Origin of the sequence: Actinoplanes sp. NPDC049599 (assembly GCF_044465625.1) — a bacterium.
Taxonomy (GTDB): domain Bacteria; phylum Actinomycetota; class Actinomycetes; order Mycobacteriales; family Micromonosporaceae; genus Actinoplanes.
In genome coordinates, this window is the sequence record NZ_JBITLX010000017.1 from 179,679 (window position 1) to 201,847 (window position 22,169).

Annotated in this window: 15 protein-coding genes; 5 read left to right on the forward strand and 10 right to left on the reverse strand. The window is 72.2% G+C overall.

Annotation, left to right across the window (positions count from 1 at the left end):
• Positions 1-17: 17 nt before the first annotated feature.
• Genes ACIBQZ_RS27395 through ACIBQZ_RS27405 form a run of 3 tightly spaced genes read right to left on the reverse strand, consistent with a single transcriptional unit; the run spans position 18 to position 3,665 of the window.
• Positions 18-362, reverse strand: a complete 345-nt coding sequence (locus ACIBQZ_RS27395; RefSeq protein ID WP_396091649.1) for an STAS domain-containing protein — start codon at positions 360-362, stop codon at positions 18-20.
• The gene (locus ACIBQZ_RS27400; protein WP_396091650.1) at positions 359-2,869 is read right to left on the reverse strand and encodes a SpoIIE family protein phosphatase; all 2,511 of its coding nucleotides are present in this window, start codon (positions 2,867-2,869) and stop codon (positions 359-361) included. Before ACIBQZ_RS27400 ends, ACIBQZ_RS27395 begins: the two co-directional genes overlap by 4 nt.
• A gap of 4 nt (positions 2,870-2,873) precedes the next feature.
• Complete coding sequence (locus tag ACIBQZ_RS27405) at positions 2,874-3,665, reverse strand: alpha/beta fold hydrolase (RefSeq protein WP_396091651.1); 792 nt, start codon at positions 3,663-3,665, stop codon at positions 2,874-2,876.
• 212 nt (positions 3,666-3,877) lie between these two features.
• Here ACIBQZ_RS27405 and ACIBQZ_RS27410 point away from each other — a divergent pair, with 212 nt between their 5' ends.
• Positions 3,878-5,263, forward strand: a complete 1,386-nt coding sequence (locus ACIBQZ_RS27410) for a hypothetical protein (RefSeq protein WP_396091652.1) — start codon at positions 3,878-3,880, stop codon at positions 5,261-5,263.
• A 9-nt stretch (positions 5,264-5,272) separates the two neighbouring features.
• Positions 5,273-6,742: a cryptochrome/photolyase family protein gene (locus ACIBQZ_RS27415; protein ID WP_396091653.1), complete on the forward strand. Its 1,470-nt coding sequence runs from the start codon at positions 5,273-5,275 to the stop codon at positions 6,740-6,742.
• Here ACIBQZ_RS27415 and ACIBQZ_RS27420 read toward each other — a convergent pair.
• The 3 genes from ACIBQZ_RS27420 to ACIBQZ_RS27430 form a co-directional block, all read right to left on the reverse strand.
• Entirely contained in the window at positions 6,739-7,410 is a 672-nt protein-coding gene (locus ACIBQZ_RS27420) for a lysophospholipid acyltransferase family protein (protein WP_396091654.1), read from the reverse strand. The genes ACIBQZ_RS27415 and ACIBQZ_RS27420 overlap by 4 nt on opposite strands.
• Positions 7,411-7,537: 127 nt before the next feature.
• On the reverse strand, positions 7,538-10,681 hold the full coding sequence (ileS, locus tag ACIBQZ_RS27425; protein WP_396091655.1) for an isoleucine--tRNA ligase: 3,144 nt from the start codon (positions 10,679-10,681) through the stop codon (positions 7,538-7,540).
• A 218-nt stretch (positions 10,682-10,899) separates the two neighbouring features.
• Positions 10,900-12,435, reverse strand: a complete 1,536-nt coding sequence (locus ACIBQZ_RS27430) for an alkaline phosphatase D family protein (protein ID WP_396091656.1) — start codon at positions 12,433-12,435, stop codon at positions 10,900-10,902.
• A 114-nt stretch (positions 12,436-12,549) separates the two neighbouring features.
• Here ACIBQZ_RS27430 and ACIBQZ_RS27435 point away from each other — a divergent pair, with 114 nt between their 5' ends.
• Complete coding sequence (locus ACIBQZ_RS27435; protein ID WP_396091657.1) at positions 12,550-12,990, forward strand: carboxymuconolactone decarboxylase family protein; 441 nt, start codon at positions 12,550-12,552, stop codon at positions 12,988-12,990.
• On the opposite strand, the gene ndk is transcribed toward ACIBQZ_RS27435, so the two are convergent.
• Positions 12,987-13,403: a nucleoside-diphosphate kinase gene (ndk, locus tag ACIBQZ_RS27440; RefSeq protein WP_396091658.1), complete on the reverse strand. Its 417-nt coding sequence runs from the start codon at positions 13,401-13,403 to the stop codon at positions 12,987-12,989. The genes ACIBQZ_RS27435 and ndk overlap by 4 nt on opposite strands.
• A gap of 3,060 nt (positions 13,404-16,463) precedes the next feature.
• Here ndk and ACIBQZ_RS27445 point away from each other — a divergent pair.
• The gene (locus tag ACIBQZ_RS27445; RefSeq protein ID WP_396091659.1) at positions 16,464-16,808 is read left to right on the forward strand and encodes a VOC family protein; all 345 of its coding nucleotides are present in this window, start codon (positions 16,464-16,466) and stop codon (positions 16,806-16,808) included.
• A 74-nt stretch (positions 16,809-16,882) separates the two neighbouring features.
• Here ACIBQZ_RS27445 and ACIBQZ_RS27450 read toward each other — a convergent pair whose 3' ends face one another.
• Genes ACIBQZ_RS27450 through ACIBQZ_RS27460 form a run of 3 tightly spaced genes read right to left on the reverse strand, consistent with a single transcriptional unit; the run spans position 16,883 to position 21,236 of the window.
• Positions 16,883-17,278, reverse strand: a complete 396-nt coding sequence (locus tag ACIBQZ_RS27450) for a DUF4233 domain-containing protein (RefSeq protein WP_396091660.1) — start codon at positions 17,276-17,278, stop codon at positions 16,883-16,885.
• Positions 17,275-18,600 carry a bifunctional folylpolyglutamate synthase/dihydrofolate synthase gene (locus tag ACIBQZ_RS27455; RefSeq protein WP_396091661.1) on the reverse strand — a complete coding sequence of 442 codons (1,326 nt, stop codon included), beginning with the start codon at positions 18,598-18,600 and terminating at the stop codon, positions 17,275-17,277. Before ACIBQZ_RS27455 ends, ACIBQZ_RS27450 begins: the two co-directional genes overlap by 4 nt.
• On the reverse strand, positions 18,597-21,236 hold the full coding sequence (locus ACIBQZ_RS27460; RefSeq protein ID WP_396091662.1) for a valine--tRNA ligase: 2,640 nt from the start codon (positions 21,234-21,236) through the stop codon (positions 18,597-18,599). Before ACIBQZ_RS27460 ends, ACIBQZ_RS27455 begins: the two co-directional genes overlap by 4 nt.
• 113 nt (positions 21,237-21,349) lie before the next feature.
• Here ACIBQZ_RS27460 and ACIBQZ_RS27465 point away from each other — a divergent pair, with 113 nt between their 5' ends.
• Positions 21,350-22,018, forward strand: a complete 669-nt coding sequence (locus tag ACIBQZ_RS27465) for a hypothetical protein (protein WP_396091663.1) — start codon at positions 21,350-21,352, stop codon at positions 22,016-22,018.
• The last annotated feature ends 151 nt before the right edge of the window (positions 22,019-22,169 follow it).

A 22,169-nucleotide genomic window follows, 5' to 3' on the forward strand; every position in this document is an offset into this window, starting at 1 on the left:
GCACCAGGGTACGCGGCTCAGCGGCCCAATTCCTCCGCGGCCCGGTCCAGGTCGGTCGCCAGGAGATCATCCCGGAACGCGCACAGCTGCAGGGTCATCCGGGCCGCGCCCGTCGCACCCACCACGAACCGGATCGGCGTTCCTTGATCATCCAGGTCGCCGACGAGCGCGTCGAGCAGCCGCACCCCCGCGCTGTCCAGGAAAGACACCGCGGTGAGGTCGATCACCACCGCGCCCGCCCGGCCGGTCTGCCGGACGATCTCGCGGCCGATCTCCGGCGCGTTGGCCAGGTCGATCTCGCCCGCGAGCCGGACCAGGTCGGCCCGGCCCAGCTTCGCGAAGGTCACCCACTGCTCGGTCATGGTTGGGCCTCCCGGCGGATCCGCCGCATCGTCACTGTGGTCCCGTCGCCGTGCTCGAACGCCAGCTGGTCCATGACCTGCCGGATCAGCTGCACGCCGCGGCCGCGGGGCCCGTCCTCCTCCGGGCTGACCCAGACGCCGTGGTCGGTCACCGTGACGTCGACCGACTCCGCCGACACGGTGGCGACGATGTCCACCACGCCCAGCGGGTCGTTGCGGTAGCCGTGCTCGATCGCGTTCGCCACCGCCTCCGAGCAGGCCAGCAGCACCGCCTGGGTGCTGTCGTCGTCGACGCCGTGCGAGACCAGCCAGCCGCGCAGGTCCTTGCGCAGCAGGGCGATCTGCACCGGGTCCGCGCCGATCGAGCGTTCCAGCCGCCGCTCGGTGCCCAGCGCGAGGCAGAGCAGGCAGACGTCGTCGGCGTGCTCCTGACCGACCAGCATGTCGGCCAGCGCCGCGGTCAGCCCCGGCAGCGGCGAGTCCCGCTTGCCGGCGTACGTGCGCGCCAGCACCTCGAAGCCGGCGTCGATCCGGCGGGTGCGCCGCTCGATCAGCCCGTCGGTGTAGAGCAGCAGCCGGCTGCCCGGCGGCAGCTGCGTGCGGTGCTCGATCCGCGCCTGCCGGCCGGCCCGCGAGCCCAGCGCGCCGGAACGGCCGTCGAGCAGGTAGCGCGGCGGGGCGCCCGGCTCGGCCAGCAGCGGCGGCAGGTGCCCGGCGCAGGCGTAGACCATCTGGTTGGACGCCAGGTCCACCTCGACGTACGCGACCGTGGCCATCCGCGCCGACTCGACCCGCTCGACGAACCGGTCCAGCCGTTCGAGCAGCCGGGCCGGGCCCGCCTCGGCCGAGGCCAGCGCCCGGATGGCGCTGCGCAGCTGGCCCATGGTGGTGGCCGCGTCGATGCCCCGGCCGACCACGTCGCCGACGACCACCGCGAGCTTGTCCGGGGTGATCAGGAAGGCGTCGTACCAGTCGCCGCCGACCTCCAGATCGTGCGCGGCGGCCTGGTAGTGCGTCTCCACCGCGAACCGGGGGTCCGACGGCCGGTCCGCGGCGAGCAGGCTGCGCTGCAACGTCCGGGCGATGGCCCGTTCCTGCTCGTACAGGCGGGCGTTCTCCAGGGCCAGGCCGGCCCGGTCGGCCAGGTCGCTCAGGAAGCCGGCCTCGGCCGCCGCGGTGCGCCGGTCCGGCGGCATCCGCAGCGCGAGCGTGCCGAACACCCGGCCGTTCGCCACCAGCGGCAGCACCGCGCAGCCGGTGTCGAAGTCCTTGTCGTCGGTGAGCTGCGGCTCGCCGTCCAGCAGCACCTGCGCCACCCGGTCGGCCAGCCGCACCGGGTCGGGCGCGGGACCGCCGGCGTCGGCGAGCAGGCCGGCGGGTCCGACCTGCAACCGGACGGCCGCCCACTCGGCGATCTCCGGGACGATCCGCTCGACCAGCGCGCGGGCCCGGGGCAGCAGCCGCGGCAGCATCTCCAGCGCCCGGGTGGTGCCGGCCAGGAAGATCGCCCGGGTCTCGCGCCGGCGGGCGTCGTCGTAGAGCCGGGCCCGGTCCAGCGCCTGACCGGCCTGGTGCCCGAGCAACCGGACCACGCGCAGCTCGCTGTCGGTGAGCTCGTGCGGCTCGGCGAAGTCGAAACAGAGCACGCCGAGCACCTCAACGGCGCCCGGGTCCTCGGCGGGTGCCGCGGTCAGCGGCAGCAGCACCACGGTGCCGCGCCCGGTGCGGCGCATGGTGGCGGCCAGCTCCGGGAAGTGCTCGTCGGCCTCCTGCAGGGAGCCGATCACGTGCAGGTCGCCGCGGCGGGCCACCTCCGCGATCGGCCGGGACGAGTCGCGCGGGATGTCGTCGCGGCTCAGCGCGCCGGAGTCGGTGCCGGCCACCGCCGTGAGCCGGTCCCGGTCCCGGTCGGCGAGCCAGACGGTCGCCGAGACGGCGCCGAAGGCCGGGCCGGGCGCGCGGACGACCGCGTCGGCCACCTCGGCCTCGGTGGGCGCGGCGGCGAGATCGGCGACGATCTGCTGCAGGACCCGGACCCGCCGCTCGGATGCCTCCGCGCCGCGCCGGGCGGCCAGCAGCTCCTTCTCGTACCCGCGCCGCTCGGTGGCGTTCAGGATCATGGTGCGGATGACCCGGGGCAGCCCCGCCGGGTCCCGCCCGAGCGTGGAGTTGACCAGGACGGGCAGCCGCCGCCCGTCGGCCCGGACCAGGTCGAAGGCCATCTCGTGGACGTCGTTCTGCATGCTCAGCAGCGGCGCGTAGTGGGTCTCGTGATAGATCTTGTCGCCCGCGCTGAGCAGATCCCGGAACCGCCGCTGCCCGATCAGCTGGGCGCGCTCGTAGCCGGTCCAGGCCAGGAACGTCTCGTTGACCTTGACGATCGTGCCGTCCGGGAGCGTCGTGAGGTAACCACACGGCGCGTGTTCGTAGAGATCGCCGGGATCCTCGTCCCAGGGGATCCGCAGATCCTGCGTCACCTCGGGTCCACCGCCACCGTCCTCAGCCATCGCTCTACAGAAACGACCTGATCGCCGCGATCGTCTCCGCGGGCGCGCTGAGGTTGGGGCAGTGCCCGGTCGCGTTCATGACCACCAGTGTGCTCCCGGGAAGGTTCGCGTGGACGTAGTCGCCGACGACGGCCGGCGCGATGACGTCGTCGGTGCACTGCAGGATCAGCGCGGGGGTGCGGACCTTGCCGAGGTCGTCGCGGTTGTCCGACATGAAGCACACGTGCGCGAACTTCTTGGCTATCTCGGGATCGGTGGCACAGAAGCTGTTGGTCAGCTCGGTGCCCAGCTCGGGCCGGTCCGGGTTGCCCATGATCACCGGGGCCATCGTGCTCGACCAGCCCAGGTAGTTGCTGTCCAGCGACTCCAGCATGGCCTCGATGTCGCTGGAGTCGAAGCCGCCGACGTAGTCGCCGTCGTTGATGTAGCGCGGCGACGGCCCGACCAGGACGAGCTTGGCGAACCGGTCCGGCTCGCGGATCGCGGCGAGCAACCCCATCATCGCGCTGACCGAGTGGCCGACGAAGACGACGTCCCGCAGGTCCAGCTCGTGAATGATCTCGAGGATGTCCTCGGCGTAACCGTCGAGGGTGGAGTACCGCTGCTCGTCGTAGGCGCCGAGGTCGGACCGGCCGGCGCCGACGTGGTCGAAGAGCACCACCCGATGGGTGTCCAGGAACGCGGGCGCGACGGTGCGCCACATGTTCTGGTCGCAGCCGTAGCCGTGCGCGAACATCATCGGCTGGCCCTGTGCCCGGCCGGTGACCGTTACCGCGTTCCGCTTTATGGTCGTCATCTCACGCTCACCACCGGGTCACCATACGACTCCGCACCGTCCCGCACATCGGCCCGGGTGTCCGTTTTTCACGTACGGCACCGATTGCGGTAGATGCCCCCGGCGGGTCCGCGCCGCCCCGGCGGGGTGGCGGAGCGGCTCTAACCTGGCGGAAGACGCCCGGCAGCGGGCCGTCCGCGGACACGGGGCAGACAGCGGGAGGAGATCAACGGATGACCGACCAGCAGCCGGAGAATCCGGCCGCACCGGCCCCGGAGAACGCCACCCCCACCCGGATCGACGGCCCGGCGACTGCCGCTGCCGAGCCGGCCGACGCACCCGCCGTGGAGCCGGCCGACGAGACCCGGGCCCAGGGCGAGCCGGAGCCGCCCGCCCGGTGGAGCGGCTCGGCGGTCGTACCCCCGCATGTGCCTAAGCGGCCCTGGTGGTCGCGCCGCCGCACCGAGGGCGAGGCCGACCAGCCGGCGCCGCCCACCGACCCGTGGGCCGACGGCGAGGACTGGTCGGCGACGCCCGCGGTCGACCCCTGGGCCGACCAGGACACGCCGTGGCAGGCCGAGCTGCCGTTCCCGGAGGCGATGCCACCGACCCGGATGGAGAGCGCCCTGCCCCCGACCCGGATGGAGGCGCCCCTCCCCCCGACCCGGATGGAGGCGCCGCTGCCGCCGACCCGGATGGACGCGCCGCTGCCGCCGACCCGGATGGAGCCGGCCCGGGCTCAGGCGCCGCCGCCCGGCACCCGGGCGCCGATTCCGCAGGCCCAGGCCGAGACACTGCTGCGCCGCGCCCAGGCGCAGCAGCCCAGCCGGGCCGGTGCGCCCGCGCCGGCCGGGCTTCCGCAGCGCGCACCCGCACAGGCCGGGCTTCCGCAGCGCGCGCCCGTGCAGGCCGGCCCGCCGCGCCGCCGCGGCTGGGGCCGCAAGAAGCCCACGCCGCAACCGGTCGCCAACCGCCTCCCGGTCCAGCCCCGCCCGCCCGCGCCGCCGCCCTGGGCACCACCGACCAGACCGCCGCGGGCCGGACCGCCGCCCGCACCCCGGCGCAAGCGGCGCTGGCCCCGCCGGCTGTTCCTGTTCACCCTGTTCAGCGTCGTCTGCTGCTGCGGCGTACCCGCCTATCTGGCCTGGCCGGCCGCCCGGCAGTACCCGGTCTCGGCAGTCCTGCCGCAGACCGTCGCGGACCTGGACCTGCGCGAGGACGCCGCCGGCCGGCGCGCCGTCGAGAAGCTCTCCGACCAGCTCGGCGGCACCAGCCTGGTCCAGGGTGAGGTCTTCGGCGGCGTCTACGCCGACGGCAACGGCAAGCGGGTCACCGTCTTCGGCACGACCGGGCTGCGGTTCACGCCGGAGGCCGACGTCGAGGCCGAGATCGCCCACCTGGCCGGCGAGTACGACATCACCGACGTGCAGTCCTACGACCTGGGTGAGAGCGGCGTGCACGAGCGGTGCGGGGTGGGCCGCTCGAGCGGCAAGACCGTGGTCGTCTGCGCCTGGGCCGACCACGGCAGCCTCGCCACCGTGCTGCTGACCAGGCGTTCCGTGCCGGAAAGCGCGGAACTCACGGGTGTCCTGCGGGGTGCGGTGCTCACCCGCGGGTAGAACTGCGGTATGACCCGGCGTTGGCTGTTCGCGGACCAGCTCGGCCCGCACTTCCTCGACGACCCCGGCCAGCCGGTGCTGCTGGTGGAGTCCAAGGCGGTGTTCCGGCGCCGGGCATTCCACCGGCAGAGGGCCCACCTGGTGCTCTCCGCGCTCCGGCACCGCGCGGCCGAGCTGGGCGACCAGGCCGTCCTCGTGCGCGCCGAGACCTACGGCGAGGCGGTACGCGACCTCGGCGAACCCCTCAGCGTCTGCCACCCCACCTCGCGGGCGGCCCGCGGCCTGGTCCAGCGGCTCGGTGCCGACGTGCTGCCGCCGCGCGGCTTCGTGACCGATCCGCCGGAGTTCACCGCTTGGGCGAACGGCCGGCGCGGCCTGCGGATGGAGGACTTCTACCGGGACGCCCGGCGGCGCACGGGCCTGCTCATGGACGGCACCGAGCCGGCCGGCGGCACCTGGAACCTGGACGCCGAGAACCGGGAGCCGCCCCCGCGCGGGGTCACCCGGCTGGCCGTCGAGCCGGCGCCGGAGATCCGGGAGGACGAGATCGACGCGGCCGTCCGGGCGGATCTGGACCGCTGGGAACGCGACGACGGCATCACCTTCATCGGCCGCGACGGCCCCCGCCTGTTCCCCGCGACCCGGGCCGAGGCGGTGGCGCGGCTCGACCACTTCGTCGCGCACCGGCTGCCGTCCTTCGGCCCGTACGAGGACGCGATGCTGACCGGCGACCCGTACCTCGCGCACAGCCTGCTCAGCGCCCCGCTCAACCTGGGCCTGCTGGACCCGCTGGAGGCCGCCGAGCAGGCCGAGGCGGCCTACCGCGCCGGCACCGCCCCGCTGGCGAGCGTGGAGGGCTTCGTCCGCCAGCTCATCGGCTGGCGGGACTTCGTCTGGCACCTGTACTGGTACTTCGAGCCCGGCTACCGGCGCGCCAACGAGCTGCACGCCGCCACGCCGCTGCCGAGCTGGTTCGCCGACCTGGACGCCGACGCGGTCGAGGCGCGCTGCCTGTCCGACGTGCTCGCCGGGGTCCGCGACCGCGGCTGGGTGCACCACATCCCGCGGCTGATGGTGCTCGGCAACTACGCGATGCAACGCGGCTGGCGGCCGGGCGCGGTGGCGGACTGGTTCCACCGGGCGTTCGTGGACGGCTACGAGTGGGTGATGACGGCGAACGTGGTGGGCATGAGCCAGTTCGCCGACGGCGGCCGGATGAGCACCAAGCCGTACGCGGGTGGCGGCGCGTACGTCAACCGGATGAGTGACTACTGCGGCGGCTGCCGCTACGACCCGAAGGTGCGGGTGGGCGACCACGCGTGCCCGTACACGGCGGGCTATTGGGCCTTCCTGGAGCGCCACGAGCAGCAGCTGGCCGGCAACCACCGGATGCGCCGGCCGCTGCAGGGCCTGCACCGGCTGACCGACCTCGCGGCGCTGGTCGAGCAGGAGCAGGCCCGCGGCTCCCGGGCGCCTTAGGAGGCCTCTCGCGGCGGGGCGTAGCGGGGCACGTACTCCTGGCCGGTGAGCTTCTGGATCTCAGCCATGACCTCGTCGGTCAGCTCGCGCAGCGCGGTCCGGTCGTCGCTGCGGCCCACCGTGGGGATCGGCGCGCCGAACTTGATCGTGACCTGGCCCTTGCCCGGCCGGGGGAAGCGCTGGCCGATCGGCTGCACCTTCTCCGTGCCGAGCACGCCGACCGGGATGATCGGCACGCCGGCCGCGACCGCGAGCCGGGCCACGCCGGTGCGCCCGCGGTAGAGCCGGCCGTCCGGCGAGCGGGTGCCCTCGGGGTAGACCGCGACCATGTCGCCGGCCTTGAGCACCGGGATCGCGCCGTCGAAGGCGGCCAGCGCCGCCCGGCCGCCGCCGCGCTCGACCTTGATCGCGCCGAGGCCTTCGAGGACGAACTTGGTGATGTTCCCGCCCAGGCTGCCGCCGCGGAAGTACTCGGCCTTGGCCCAGAAGGCGATGTGCCGGGGGACGACGGCGCCCAGGAACAGCTCGTCGGCGACCGACAGGTGGTTACCGGCGAAGATCGCACCGCCGGTCTGGGGGATGTGCTCGAGACCTTCGACGTGCGGCCGCCAGCCGAGGGTCATCGCTTTACCGACAGTGATTTTGCCGATCGAGTAGAGCAGCGGCAACGTGTTCCTCCGGGCGCGGACAAAGCAAAAAAGAGTGGGGGGCGATGTGAGGTTACCCCGTCGAGTTCCCGCCGCCAGGCTCGGCGTTTGCCGCGTGCTGCGACAGCCGCCGAGCCGGGCGGGGGTGTCAGCCGGCGCGGGTGACCGCGACCGTCACCGTTTCGCCGTCGCCGACCTCGCCGCTGAAGCCGGTCGCCGCCGGATCCAGGACGAGCGAGGTGGCCAGGGTCTCCGCGGCGACGAAGTCCCGGTGCACCTCGACGGCCGTCGCGACCGCGGGGGCCGCCGCGATCCGCAGCGCGATCCGGTCGGACACGTCCAGGTCGGCGTCGCGGCGGGCCTGCTGCACGACCCGGATCAGGTCGCGGGCCAGGCCCTCGGCGGCCAGCTCCGGGGTGACCTCGGTGTCGAGCAGCACCACGCCGCGGCCGGCCGGCAGCGGCGCCGAGTTCTCCGCGTCGGCGGCGATCAGCTTCAGCTCGTACTCACCCGCCAGCAGGGTGACGCCGGCCGCGACGGGCGCGCCGTCGACCAGCTCCCAGTCGCCGGCCTTGACGGCCTTGATGACCACCTGGACCTGCTTGCCCAGGCGCGGGCCGAGGGCCCGCGGCACCACGGTCAAAACCTGCTGGGAGTACGCGGCCAGATCGGCACTGAGCTGCACGTCCTTGACGTTCACCTCGTCGGCCAGCAGGTCCGCGAACGGCCGCAGCGCGTCGGCGGCCGGCGTGGCCACGGTCAGCCGGGCCAGCGGCAGCCGCACCCGCAGCGCCTTGGCCTTGCGCAGCGACAACGCCGCCGAGGCCACCTCACGGATCGCGTCCATCGACGCCACCAGTTCGTGGTCGGCCGGGAACGCCGCCGCGGCCGGCCAGTCGGTCAGGTGCACCGACCGTTCCCCGGTCAGGCCGCGCCAGATCTCCTCGGCGGTCAGCGGGGCCAGCGGGGCCACCACCCGGCACAGCGTCTCCAGCACGGTGGCGAGGGTGTCGAACGCGTCCGCGTCGCCGGTCCAGAAGCGGTCCCGGGAGCGGCGCACGTACCAGTTGGTCAGCGCGTCCAGGTACGACCGCACCGAGCCGGCCGCGCCGGAGATGTCGTACTCGTCGAGCTGGCGGGTGGTGTCCGAGACCAGCTCGCTGGTCTTGGCCAGGATGTATCGGTCCAGCAGGTGCGTCGAGTCGGTCCGGAGCCGTGCTTCGTGACCTGCCGCGTTGGCGTACAGGCTGAAGAAGTACCAGACGTTCCACAGCGGCAGCAGCACCTGGCGCACCGAGTCGCGGATCGCCACCTCGGTGACCGGCATGTCGCCGCCGCGCAGCACCGGCGAGGACATCAGCATCCAGCGCATCGCGTCGGAGCCGTAGGAGTCGAAGACCTCGTAGACGTCCGGGTAGTTGCGCAGGCTCTTGGACATCTTGCGGCCGTCGGCGCCCTGCAGGATGCCGTGGCTCAGGCAGTTGCGGAAGGCCGGCCGGTCGAACAGCGCCGTGGCCAGCACGTGCATGGTGTAGAACCAGCCGCGGGTCTGGCCGATGTACTCGACGATGAAGTCGCCCGGGTAGTGGTGCTCGAACCAGTCCTTGTTCTCGAACGGGTAGTGCACCTGCGCGAACGGCATCGACCCGGACTCGAACCAGCAGTCCAGCACCTCGGGCACCCGGCGCATGGTCGACTGCCCGGTCGGGTCGTCCGGGTTGGGCCGGGTCAGCTCGTCCACGAACGGCCGGTGCAGGTCGGTGACCTCAACGCCGAAGTCCGCGCTGAGCTCGGCCAGCGAGCCGTAGACGTCGACCCGCGGGTAGGTCGGGTCGTCGGACTTCCACACCGGGATCGGCGAGCCCCAGAACCGGTTCCGGCTGATCGACCAGTCCCGGGCGTTGGCCAGCCACTTGCCGAACGAGCCGTCCTTGATGTGCGCCGGCGTCCAGGTGATCTCCTGGTTCAGCTCGACCATCCGGTCCCGGAACTTGGTGACGGCGACGAACCACGACGACACGGCCTTGTAGACCAGCGGGGTGTCACAGCGCCAGCAGTGCGGGTACGAGTGCGTGTAGCCCTCGTGCCGCAGCACGGTGCCGCTTTGTTTCAAAGAAGCGATGATCGGCTTGTTCGCGTCGAAGACCTGCACGCCCTGGTAGTCGGGCACCAGCGCGGTGAACCGGGTGTGCTCGTCGACGGTCACGATCGTCGGGATGCCGGCGGCGTTGCAGACGTTCTGGTCGTCCTCGCCGAAGGCCGGCGCCTGGTGCACGACGCCGGTGCCGTCCTCGTCACTGACGTAGTCGGCGGCCAGCACCTGGTAGGCGTTCGGGCCGGCCTGCTCGACCAGGAAGTCGAACATCGGCGTGTACCGCCGGCCCGCCAGCTCCCGGCCCAGCACGGTGCCGACCTGCTCAAAACCCTCAAGCTCCTTCCCGTACGCGGAGACGCGCCCCGCACCCAGGATCAGCTTCTGGCCATCCTTCTCCAGCACCGCGTACTCGATGTCCGGGCCGACGGCGAGCGCGAGGTTCGACGGCAGCGTCCACGGCGTGGTGGTCCACACCGCGATCTTCGCTCCGTCTGTAAGTGCCTCCGGCCCTGAGCCGGCCGACAGCTGGAACGTCACGGTCAGCGCCGGGTCGGTCCGGTCCCGGTAGACGTCGTCCATCCGGGTCTCGGTGTTCGACAGCGGCGTCTCGCACCGGAAGCAGTACGCGAGCACCCGGAAGCCCTCGTAGACCAGCCCCTTGTCGAACAGGGTCCGGAAGGCCCACATGACCGACTCCATGTAGCTGGGGTCGAGTGTCTTGTAGTCGTCGGCGAAGTCCACCCAGCGGGCCTGGCGGGTGACGTACCGCTCCCAGTCCTTGGTGTAGGCCAGCACGGAGGTCCGGCAGGCGTCGTTGAACTTGTCGACGCCCAGTTCCAGGATCTGCGCCTTGGTGGTGATGCCGAGCTGCTTCTCGGCCTCGACCTCGGCGGGCAGCCCGTGGGTGTCCCAGCCGAAGCGCCGCTCGACCCGCTTGCCCCGCATGGTCTGGTAACGCGGCACCAGGTCCTTGACGTAGCCGGTGAACAGGTGGCCGTAGTGCGGCAGCCCGTTGGCGAACGGCGGGCCGTCGTAGAAGACGTACTCGTTGCTGCCGTTCGTGCCGGCCGGGCGGGCCTCGACGCTGGCCTCGAAGGTCTTGTCGGCGGCCCAGTGCTCCAGCACGGCCCGCTCGACCGCGGGCAGGTCGGGGCTCGCCGGTACGCCGGAGGCGTCGGTGTGCTTGGGGTAGGCCATCTGGCGCTCGCTCCTCATGCAGTTCACACGTCGTGGACTGCGAGGACGAGCCGGAGCCCGCGGTACCACCTCGCTTGACGGCCGGGGCCGCCCGCTCGTTCGCCGGCTGGGGTGCGGGCCGGTGTCCGCCCGGTTCTACTGAGGCGCGCACGCCCGTTCTTCCGGAGGCTCCCCGGTGATGGCCGGATCGTCGCCTGACAGCACAACGATACCGGCCGTCATTTGTGCCGCGGCTCCGGCAGGGTGATACCCCACAACGACACGCCGTCGCGGTCCCGCAGGTCCACCCGCAGCGCACCGGTGCGGCCGTCGATCCGCACCTCGCCGAAGTGCTGGTAGCCGTCGGCCGGGGAGGTGTTCGCCACCGGCGGGGCGTGCACGAAGACCGCCTCCGGCCCGAACGTGCCGTCCAGCGCGTTCGGCCCGAAACCCCCCGCGTGGGCCGGCCCGGAGACGAACTCCCAGAACGGCGTGAAGTCCTGCACCGCGGCCCGGGCCGGGTCGTAGTGGTGCGCCGCGGTGTAGTGCACGTCGGCGGTGAGCAGCACGATCCCGGTCACGCCGTGCCGGTGGGCGGACCGCAGCACCTGCGCGAACTCCAGCTCCCGGCCCTTCGGCGCGCCCGGGTCACCCTGGGCCACCCCCTCCTGCGCGGCGGCGCCGTCCGGCACGACCAGGCCCAGCGGCAGGTCGTTGGCGATGACCTTCCAGGTGGCCCGGGACGAGCGCAGGCCGTGGATCAGCCACTCGCGCTGCGCGGCGCCGAGCAGGCCGCGCTCCGGGTCGGCGTAGGTGTTGCCGTCGTTGACGTCCTTGACCGTGCGCATGTCCAGCACGAACACATCCAGCAACGGCCCGTAGGAGATCTTCCGGTGGATCGGCCCGGCCAGGTCCGGGATCGGCACCCATTCCCGGTACGCCCGGTGCGCCCGCGCCGCGAGCACGTCGACCCGCTTCTCGGTGTACCGGGCGTCGTCGAGGATCTCCCCCGGGTACCAGTTGTTCACCACCTCGTGGTCGTCCCACTGGTTGACCTGCGGCACCTCCGCGGCGAACGCCTTGTACGCGTCGTCCAGCAGGTTGTACGCGTACTGGCCGCGGTACTCCCCCAGCGTCTCGGCGACCTTGGACTTCTCCGGCGTGACCAGGTTGCGCCAGATCCGGCCGTCCGGCAGCGTCACGGACGGCGCCAGCGGGCCGTCGGCGTACACGGTGTCGCCGCTGTGCAGCAGGAAGTCGGGGTGCCGCCGCCGCATCGACTCGAACAGCCGCAGGCCGCCGTACGCCGGGTCGATGCCCCAGCCCTGGCCGACGACGTCGCCGGTCCAGACGAACGAGACGTCCTGGCGGCGCAGCGGCGCGGTGCCGAGGGAGCCGTCGACGGGCACGCTGAGCAGGCCGGGGCGGTCCAGGCTCTCCGCGCGTACCCGATAGAAGATCTTCTCCCCGGCCGGCAGGCCGCGCAGGTGCACCTTGCCGGTGAAATCGGTGTCCGGGGTCAGCACCGGCCCGCGCACCCGGCGCGCGCCCCGCAGATCCGGCCGCCGGCTCGCCTCGACCCACATCCGGCTCGGCCGGTCGGCGCGGGCCCAGACCACCGCGGAGTCAGCGGTGGCGTCGCCGCTCTGCACGCCGTGGGTGAGCACGGGACGGGCCGCCGACCAGCCCGCGAAGGCCGGCCCGGCCGGCAGGACACCGAGGGCACCGCCGGCCAGCCCGGCCCGCAGCAGGCTGCGTCGATCGATGGACGTCATGGTCGAAGACTCTCGGTATGACGTGAAGCACACAAGTCACGGATATGACCGATCCCTGTCACGTTCCCGAACGCCAGGTCGTCCTCGCTGAGTAACCCACTACGAGGAGGACTGATGTCCCGCTTGACGATCGACAAGGTGGCGCCGGGTGCCTACGGCGCGGTCCTGGGCATGGAGAAGTACTGCCGCTCCACCGTCGACCCGACCCTGTACGAGCTGATCAAACTGCGCGCCTCGATCGTGAACGGCTGCTCGTTCTGCACCGACATGCACAGCCGCGAGGCGCTGGCCAACGGCGAGTCGAGCCGCCGGCTGTTCGCGGTGGCGGCCTGGCACGACGCGCCGTTCTTCACCGAGCGGGAGCGGGCCGCGCTGGCCCTGACCGACGCGGTGACCCGCCTCGGCGAGCACGGCGTCCCGGACGAGGTCTGGGAGCCGGCCGCCAAGGCGTTCACCGAGGAGGAGCTGGGCAACCTGCTGATGGCGATCGTCACCATCAACGTCTGGAACCGGCTCTCGATCGCGGTGCGCAACGAGCCGCCGCTGGAGCCCTAGAGCTCGGGGAACCAGAGCGCCAGCTCACGCTTGGCACTGTCGGGGGAATCGGACGCGTGCACGAGGTTCTCCCGGTTGGACAGCGACAGGTCGCCGCGGATCGTCCCCGCGGCGGCCTTGCGCCCGTCGGTGGCCCCGACCAGGGCCCGCACGACCGCGATGACCTCGTCGCCGGAGAGCACCAGGGCGGCGAGCGGCCCGCTGGTCATGAACTTCTTCAGCGGCGGGTAGAAATCCCGTTCGACGTGCTCGGCGTAGTGCTGGTCGGCCAGCTCAGCGTCCATGGTCCGCACAACCAGCGCATCGATCGTGAGGCCCTTGCGCTCGAACCGGCCCAGGATCTCCCCGAGCAGGCCGCGCCGCAGCGCATCGGGCTTGACGAGCACGAGCGTGCGCTCGGTGGCAGTGGACACCGGAAGATCCTCCTGGTCATGGCATGAGCAAGTCGACACGCCGGTGCCGTGACACCGGGCTGTCAGCCTATCGGTACCGTCCGCGCCGCGAGCGGCAACCGCCCGGTAGCGCACTTTCCACACGCGGTCGCGCTACGTAACCTGACGGGTAACCCCAGGAGGTCCACTGTGGCGAACCAGAACGGCCGGCCGGTCGCACCCGCCCGCAAACTCGTGGCGGCCGTCGTCGGCACGATCGCGGTCTTCGTGATGCTGTTCGGCCTCGGCATGTCCAGCTGGGCGATCGTCGCGCTGGGCCTGGCGATGCTGATCCTGGCGATCGCCCTCGGCATGGTCAACGTGGTCCGCCGCGGCGCCCGTGCCTGGGTGGCGGGAACGGCCCAGGTCAAAGCCATCTCTGACCCCCCGGCCACGGCCATCTACGGCCGCGCGGAGCTCCAGATCGTGATCGTCGCCCCCGGCCTGCCAACCTCGGAGGTCACGGTCCGCGACCCCCGCGTCCCGGTGGTCAAATGGCCCCGGGTCGGCGACACCCTGCCGGTGACGGTGGACGTGGACGACATGCGCCGGGTCCGGATCAACTGGGACGAGGCGGAGACCTACGAGCAGTCGACCCAGAACGTCCCACCGGCGTTCTACGACGATGATCTGCCGGACGACGACCTGCTGGGCGGCGAACCGGAACCCCCACCGTGGGCGTCCCGGGACAGGCAGTGGGGACGCGGCCCGGACGAGCCACCCCCGCCACCCCCACCGGCGCCCCGCACCGGCGACCTGGACGACCCGCCCCCGCCGCCACGCGCGGGCCTGAACGACCCGCCCCCACCGGTGATCGTCCGCGACTCCCCCAGCGGCCCGATCGTCGAGGGCCACCTGGTGGAACCGGACTACGAATACACGTCACCCCTGCCGCAACGCGCCCGCACGGCTACGGCACCGCGGCCGGCGGAGAAGCCCCGGCCCAGGCCCCGGCCGGGGCCGGCCACGGCGACGCTGGAGCCGGAAGTGCCGGCTGCCGTGGTCGAGGAGGAGGTGTCGGCGGCTCCGGCCCAGCGGGCGCCGGCCGCCGACCCGGAGATCGACCTTCCACTGGACGGCGAGCCGGAGAGCACGCCGGCGGCTCGGGAGGCGGTGGAGAACGACATCATCGCCGAGCCGGCCTTCGGTGAGCAGGCCTCGGGTGAGCAGGCCTCCAGCGGGTCCGGCCCGGCGGCTTCCGGCCCGCCTGCTCCCGGCGCGGCGGCTTCCGGCCCGTCCGCTCCCAGCCCGGCGGACTCCGGCCCGACGGCTTCCGGCCCGCCTACTCCCGGCGCGGCGGCTTCCGGCCCGTCCGCTCCCAGCCCGACGGCTTCCGGCCCGACGGCTTCCGGCTCGCCTACTCCCGGCGCGGCGGCTTCCGGCGCGGCGGCTTCCGGCGCGGCGGTGACTGATCGGGCGGCGCGGGTCCTTGATGCCGAGGAGGCTGGTCCGCCGGCTCGGGCGGTGGATGACGTCCTGCTGGGAGATCTGGAACCACCGCCGTGGACAGTCCGGGCCCAGCAGCCCGCCCGCGAGTCGGATTCCGTCTCGCCGGCCCCTGACCTCGATCTTGATCTTGACTCTGGCCGAGATGGTGACGGCGTCGCTGGTCCCGGCGTCGGCACGGCGTCCGCGTCGGCCACGCCGCGTCCGGCTGCGGACTCGCCGCGCCCGACTCCGGATGCGTCCCGTCCGACTCCGGATGCGCCGCGCCCGACTCCGGATGCGCCGCGCCCGACTCCGGATGCGCCGCGCCCGGCTCCGGAGGGGAGGCCTGGGCCTCGGCCTCGCGAGGCGCGGCCGGATGACGCCCCTCGGGGTGGCCGACCGGTGGCCGATGCCGACGAGCAGCCCAGGAGCACGGCGCAGACGACTGGTCTGGCGGCCGCTGCCGGAGCGGTGGTGGCGGCCGGGATCGCAGCGTTCGGCAATGCCCTCCGCGGCAAGAAGCAGGAACAACGCCGACCGGCCCCCGAAGGCCCCCCACCCGCAGCCCGACGGCCTGAGACCGCTGCCGGCTCCTCCTCAGCCGCCGCAGGACCGTCTGGTGAGCCCGATCCGGTCTCCCGCGCAGCTGCTCCTTCCGGTCCCACCTTTGCGGGCCCCACCGCTCCCGGTCCCACCTCGGCCGGGCGCACCGCTCCCGGCCCCACCGCTCCCGGTCCAGCCTCTGCCGGGCGCACCGCTCCCGGTCCCACCTCTGCCGGGCGCACGGCTCCCGATCCCGCTGCTACCGAGTCCGCTGCTTCCGAGCGCACCGCCCCCGAATCCATATCTTCCGAGCGCACCGCACCCGAACGCACTGCTCCCGAGCGCGTGACGGAAGGCAGGCCGAGGTCACCCGAAGGCCTCGGGGCCGTCTCAGCGACCAGGTCCGGCCCGACATCCGACCAGGCCCCTGCGCCGACCTCCGATCCTTCCTCAGGCTCAAGCACCTCACCCGCAGACCCGGCCGCGAAGGCAGCGGGTCCCAGCTCGGATCCTGGTTCGGGTCCGGGTCGTGCCAAGCCCGATGCCGCTCCGGGCGCCCCATCCGTCTGGGCCCGGCCGTCAGGCCCGGCGACCGCTCCCGGGGCGGTCTATGGCGCCCCGACCGCATTCGGTCCGGGCGGAGGCTCGGGCACCGGCAACCTCGCGGACGCCAAGCCCCGCCCCGAACCCACCCCGATCCGACCGGGAACCGTCCACAGCGCCGGATCCCCCGAATCCTCCGCCGGCCCAGCCACGCCGGACGCGCGCCCGAGCACAGCGGCCAAATACGCAGGCGCCGCAGCAGCAACCGCCGCCACCGCAGGCGCGGCAGCAGCCGGCACGAAGACCGGATCCGCAGACAAGAGCACCACCGCCCCCGCCAGTGCGTCCGCTTCAGCGAGCGCCCCTGCCCCCACCAGCGTCTCGTCTCCCCCTGGAGCCAAGCGAGGCAAGCCCTGGGCTGACCTCGAAGGCGGCTTCCAACCGGACGAACGCGCCGACGACGTCCTCACCGCCTACCCGAGCGCCCGGCCCGGGCCGGCGGGAGCCATCCACGGCGTTGGCATCACGGTGCTGGTCACCAACCTGGAACGCTCGGTGTCGTTCTACCGCGAGATGCTCGGCTTCTACGAGATCGACACCGGCTCGGGCAGCGCGGTGCTGGCCTCGGGCGACACCAGGCTGGTCCTGCGCACGGTCCACGACCTGTCGAGCGTGGCCGGCCGTCAGATCTACCTGAACCTCGAGGTAGGCGACGTGGAAGCGGTCTACGAGGAACTGAAGCGCAAGGGCGTGAAGTTCGTCCACGGCCCCCGCCCGGTGAACCGCGGCGACAAACTGGAACTCTGGGCGGCCTCGTTCCATGACCCGGACCAGCACAACATCGCCATCACCCAGTGGCGCGCCATCCGCTGACCCGAACGTCCCCGCGCGTGGTCCACCCACCACAAAAGGTCGGGTGGACCACGCACGCGCAGCGGACCGGCTGGCTAGCCCAGGATCTTGCGCCGGACTGTGGTCGCGTAGACCCAGGCCGCACCGAAGATCAGCCCCAGCGCCGCCAGCGACCAATGCAGCAGGCCCGACACCAGCAACAGCACCTGCAGCGCCGAGCCGGCGTGCCATGCCCACGACCGCCGCATGCTCCCGGCCAGCGCCGCCGCCAGCACCGCCAGGGCCACGACCGCGCCGATGCCCCAGCCGCTGAGGTCGCCGCCCAGGATGCGGATCGGCTGGATCGCCAGCAGCAGCACGATCGCTTCCAGGACGAGCGTCCCCGCCCCGAGACCGCGGACCGCCGCCTCCGGATTGCGCAGCCCGGAGCGCCGGGGTGCTTCGGCCGGCGTCTCCCCGGGCGACGGCGGCTCCGGCTGCGGCGTGGTCATTTCTTCAGCAGCTTCCGCGCGTCGGCCACCGTGACGATCGAGCCGGTGATCAGCACCGCGACGCCGCTGTGCTCGCCGTCGGTGTTCTCCTCGGCCAGCACGACGGCTTCCTCGATGGCGTCCGGCATGTTGTCGGTGATGGTCACCCGGTCCTCGCCGAAGATCTCTTCCGCGATCTGGGCGAGCTCGTCGACCGGCATCGCCCGGGGTGAGCTGTTCTGCGTCACCACGAGCTGGGCCGTGACCGGCTCGAGCAGCTCGAGCAGGCCGGACACGTCCTTGCCGGCGAGCACGCCGACCACCACGACCAGGTGGCGGAACGCGAACTCCTCCTCCAGCGCGGTCACGGTCGCCGCCATGCCGTGCGGGTTGTGGGCGCCGTCGAGCAGGATCGTCGGTGCGCTGCGTACCCGTTCCAGGCGCCCCGGCGAGTCGACGCCGCTGAAGCCTTCCCGGACCAGGTCCGGGTCGAGCTGCTTGGTCGCGCCCGCGCCGAGGAACGCCTCGACCGCCGCGAGCGCCAAGGCCGCGTTCTGCGCCTGGTGGGCCCCGAAGAGCGGCAGGAACACCTCGTCGTACACGCCGCCGAGGCCTTGCAGCGTGAGGTACTGGCCACCGACCGCCTGGTCGCGCCGGATCACGCCGAAATCCTTGCCCTCGCGGGCCACGGTCGCGCCCACCTGCGCGGAGCGTTCCAGCAGCGGCCGCATCGCGTCCTCGGTCTGCAGCGCGCTGATCACGGTGGCGTCCTTGTGGATGATGCCCGCCTTGGCCCAGGCGATGTCCTCGATCGTGTCGCCCAGCCACTCGGTGTGGTCGAGCCCGATCGGGGTGATGACGCAGACCCCCGCCTCGATGACGTTGGTCGCGTCCTCCTCGCCGCCGAGGCCGACCTCGACCACGGCGATGTCCACCGGAGCGTCGGCGAACGTCGCGTACGCCAGTGCCGTGGTCATGTCGAAGTAGGTGAGCGGCTCGGCGGATCGATCATCGATCAGCTGGGCCAGCGGCGCGATCTCGTCGTAGACGGCGGTCAGCCGCTCCTCGGACACCGGCTCGCCGTCCAGGCTGATCCGCTCCCGGACGGTCTCCAGGTGCGGGCTGGTGTAGCGGCCGGTGTGCAGGCCGTGCGCGCGCAGCAGGCCGTCGATCATCCGGGCCGTGGACGTCTTGCCGTTGGTCCCGGTGAGGTGGATCGACGGGTACGCCCGCTGCGGACTGCCGAGCACGTCCATGAGGTCGCGGATCTTCTGCAGGTCGAAGGCCATGCGGGTGAAGCCGCGCCCGTCGAGCGCGGCGATCACCTCTCGATAGGTGCTCATGTGGAGGGCAACGCCCGACGGGCCGCGGCAATTCTCGCCAGGTCGGCCTCGGCCGCGGCCAGGCGATCCTTGATCTTCGCAACGACCTGCTCGGGCGCCTTGCCGATGAACGCGTCGTTGTTGAGCTTGGCCCGGCACTGCGCCGCTTCCTTCTCGGCGGCGGCGTGGTCCTTGTCCAGGCGGGCCCGCTCGGCCGCGACGTCGATCGTGCCGCGGGTGTCGAGGTCCACGGTGATGCCGCCGGTGACCGCGAGGGTCGCCGTGGCCGTGAACTCGGTGCCGGGCGCGTCCAGCCGGGCCAGCGAGCGGATCAGCGGCTCGTGCACGTCGATCCCCACGTTGCCGAGGCCGGTCAGCGCGGCGTTGACCCGCTGGCCCGGACGCAGGCCCTGGTCGGACCGGAACCGCCGCACCTCGGTGACGACCTTCTGCAGCGCGGCCAGCTCCTCCTCGGCCACGTCGTCGACGCGGGCCGGATCGGCAGCCGGCCAGGCCGCGACCACGACCGACTCGGCGCCGGTCAGCACCGTCCACAGCTCCTCGGTGACGAACGGGATCACCGGGTGCAACAGCCGCAGCAACTGGTCGAGCACGTGCCCGAGGACCCGGCGCGAGCGCACCGCCTCGGCGCTGTCGGTGGCGAGCACCGGCTTGCTGAGCTCGACGTACCAGTCGCAGACGTCGTCCCACGCGAAGTGGTAAAGGGTGTCGCAGGCCTTCGCGAACTCGTACGTGGCCAGCTGCTCGTCCACCTCGGCGATGACGTGCTGCAGCCGCGAGAGGATCCACTTGTCGACGCTCGACAGCTCCGCCGAGGCCGGCAGCTCACCCTCGACCGTCGCGCCGTTCATCAGCGCGAACCGGGTCGCGTTCCAGAGCTTGTTGCAGAAGTTGCGCGAGCCCTGGCACCACTCCTCACTGATCGGCACGTCGGAGCCGGGGTTGGCGCCGCGGGCCAGCGTGAAGCGGGTGGCGTCGGCGCCGTACCGGTCGATCCAGTCCAGCGGGTCGACGGCATTACCGAACGACTTGGACATCTTCTTGCCGTGCGCGTCGCGGACCAGCCCGTGCAGGGCCACCACGTCGAACGGCTGCACGCCGTCCATCGCGTACAGGCCGAACATCATCATCCGGGCGACCCAGAAGAACAGGATGTCGTAGCCGGTGACCAGGACGCTGGTCGGATAGAACTTGGCCAGCGTCTCGGTCTGCTCGGGCCAGCCCATCGTCGAGAACGGCCACAGCCCGGACGAGAACCACGTGTCGAGCACGTCCTCGTCCTGGCGCCAGCCCGCGCCGGCCGGCGGCTCCTCGTCGGGCCCGACGCAGACGACCTCGCCGTCCGGGCCGTACCAGACCGGAATGCGGTGGCCCCACCACAGCTGGCGCGAGATGCACCAGTCGTGCATGTTGTCGACCCACGCGAAATAGCGCTTGGCCAGCTCCGGAGGCTCGATGGCGACCCGGCCGTCGCGCACCGCGTCACCGGCCGCCTTCGCCAGCGGACCGGTGTTGACGAACCACTGCAGCGACAGCCGCGGCTCGACGGTCGTCTTGCACCGCGAGCAATGCCCGACCGAGTGCTGGTAGGGCCGCTTCTCGGCGACGATGCGCCCCTGCTCACGCAGGGCCGCGACGATCGCCGGTCGCGCCTCGTACCGGTCCAGGCCCTCAAACGGCCCCGGTACGGTGACCACGGCGCGCTCATCCATGATCGTCATGCTCGGCAGGTTGTGCCGCCGGCCGATCTCGAAGTCGTTGGGGTCGTGCGCCGGCGTGACCTTGACCGCGCCCGTGCCGAAAGCGGGGTCGACGTGCTCGTCGGCGACGATCGGAATGCGGCGCCCGGTGAGCGGCAGCTCAACCTCGGTGCCGATCATGTGCTGGTAACGCTCATCGTCGGGGTGAACGGCCACCGCGGTGTCACCGAGCATCGTCTCGGCCCGGGTGGTGGCGACCACGATCGTGTTGTCACCGTCGCCGTAGCGGATCGAGACCAGCTCACCGTCGTCGTCGGTGTGCTCAACCTCGATGTCGCTGAGCGCGGTGAGGCAGCGCGGGCACCAGTTGATGATCCGCTCGGCGCGGTAGATCAGGCCGTCGTCGTACAGCCGCTTGAAGATGGTCTGCACGGCCTTGGACAGGCCCTCGTCCATGGTGAACCGCTCGCGGCTCCAGTCCACGGAGTCGCCGAGCCGGCGCATCTGCCCGGTGATCGCGCCGCCGGACTCGGCCTTCCACTGCCAGACCTTTTCGACGAACGCCTCACGGCCGAGGTCGTGCCGGGACATCTGCTGGGCGGCCAACTGCCGCTCCACGACGTTCTGGGTGGCGATGCCGGCGTGGTCCATGCCGGGCAGCCAGAGCACCTCGAAGCCCTGCATCCGCTTGAGGCGGCTGAGGGTATCCATGATGGTGTGCTCGAGGGCGTGGCCCACGTGCATGGAGCCGGTCACGTTCGGCGGCGGGATGACGATGGAGAAGGGCGGCTTGTCGCTCGCGGGGTCCGCCGTGAAGTAGCCGGCCGATACCCACTGCTCGTACCGCCGGTGCTCTACCTCGCCCGGCTGGTACTGGGCGGAAAGGCCACCGGTGGGCCGGCTGTCGGGGGTACGGGTGTCGGTTGCTTCGCTCACCCGACAAGTCTACGGAGGGCGCGCGGAGAGCCTGCGCTCGCACCGCCTCCCTGTGGACAACGGCAGCTTGTGGATAACCTCCGCACCCGATCAGCGGTTGTTAGGCTCGCACGATGTCCGAGCGCCCTGGCCCGTCCCCGCTGCCCGAATCGGCACCGGTGGAGATCGCCGACGACCCGTTCCCCCTCACCGAGTCGACGGACCAGGAGCCGACGCAACGGGCGCCCCGGTCGCGAACGCGCACGATCGTGCTGAGCTCACTGCTGGCGGTCGGCCTCGCGGGCGCATCCGTCCTCGGGTACGTGGGCTGGCGCATCTCCTCACAGAAGGACGCGACGCTCACAGTGCCGGCAACCGTGGCCGGCCTCAGCGTGGACACGAGCGAAGAGGGCCGGAGCACAGCCGACTACCTGCTGACGGCCCTGTCGGCGGACGTGGACCTGGATCGCGCGGTCGGGGCGGTCTTCAGCGACGGTTCCGGCAACGACGTCCTGTTCTTCGGCGGCACCACGCTGTTCTGGACGCCGGAGGACGACCTCAAGACGGCGTTCGGCCTCGTGTCCGACGACCAGGGCGCCGTGACGGGCCTGCACGACGTTCCCGCCGGCGAGTTCGGCGGCACCATGAAGTGCGGCACCACCAAGGCGGACGGCGCCGACATGCCGGTATGCGGCTGGGCCGACCACGGCAGCCTGGCCCTGGCGATGTTCCCGGGCCGCACGGTGGACGACTCCGCGAAGCTGCTCGCCGAGATCCGTTCCGCGGCCCAGACCAGAAACTGAGCCGGAACGCAAAATGAGCCTGTCCCGGTCGGGACAGGCTCACACACACACGCACGCGCGCATATATGGTGGTAGGCCCACACCAGTGCTGGTGTGGGCCTACCATTCAACGTTAAGTCCGGCGGCGTCCTACTCTCCCACACCCTCCCGA

Excerpts from the sequence above, each read along its gene's own strand:
- ACIBQZ_RS27395 (WP_396091649.1), bottom strand. The coding sequence starts at position 362 with ATGACCGAGCAGTGGGTGACCTTCGCGAAGCTGGGCCGGGCCGACCTG.
- ACIBQZ_RS27400 (WP_396091650.1), bottom strand. The coding sequence starts at position 2,869 with ATGGCTGAGGACGGTGGCGGTGGACCCGAGGTGACGCAGGATCTGCGG.
- ACIBQZ_RS27405 (WP_396091651.1), bottom strand. The coding sequence starts at position 3,665 with ATGACGACCATAAAGCGGAACGCGGTAACGGTCACCGGCCGGGCACAG.
- ACIBQZ_RS27410 (WP_396091652.1), top strand. The coding sequence starts at position 3,878 with ATGACCGACCAGCAGCCGGAGAATCCGGCCGCACCGGCCCCGGAGAAC.
- ACIBQZ_RS27415 (WP_396091653.1), top strand. The coding sequence starts at position 5,273 with ATGACCCGGCGTTGGCTGTTCGCGGACCAGCTCGGCCCGCACTTCCTC.
- ileS (WP_396091655.1), bottom strand. The coding sequence starts at position 10,681 with ATGGCCTACCCCAAGCACACCGACGCCTCCGGCGTACCGGCGAGCCCC.
- ACIBQZ_RS27430 (WP_396091656.1), bottom strand. The coding sequence starts at position 12,435 with ATGACGTCCATCGATCGACGCAGCCTGCTGCGGGCCGGGCTGGCCGGC.
- ACIBQZ_RS27435 (WP_396091657.1), top strand. The coding sequence starts at position 12,550 with ATGTCCCGCTTGACGATCGACAAGGTGGCGCCGGGTGCCTACGGCGCG.
- ACIBQZ_RS27450 (WP_396091660.1), bottom strand. The coding sequence starts at position 17,278 with ATGACCACGCCGCAGCCGGAGCCGCCGTCGCCCGGGGAGACGCCGGCC.
- ACIBQZ_RS27455 (WP_396091661.1), bottom strand. The coding sequence starts at position 18,600 with ATGAGCACCTATCGAGAGGTGATCGCCGCGCTCGACGGGCGCGGCTTC.
- ACIBQZ_RS27465 (WP_396091663.1), top strand. The coding sequence starts at position 21,350 with ATGTCCGAGCGCCCTGGCCCGTCCCCGCTGCCCGAATCGGCACCGGTG.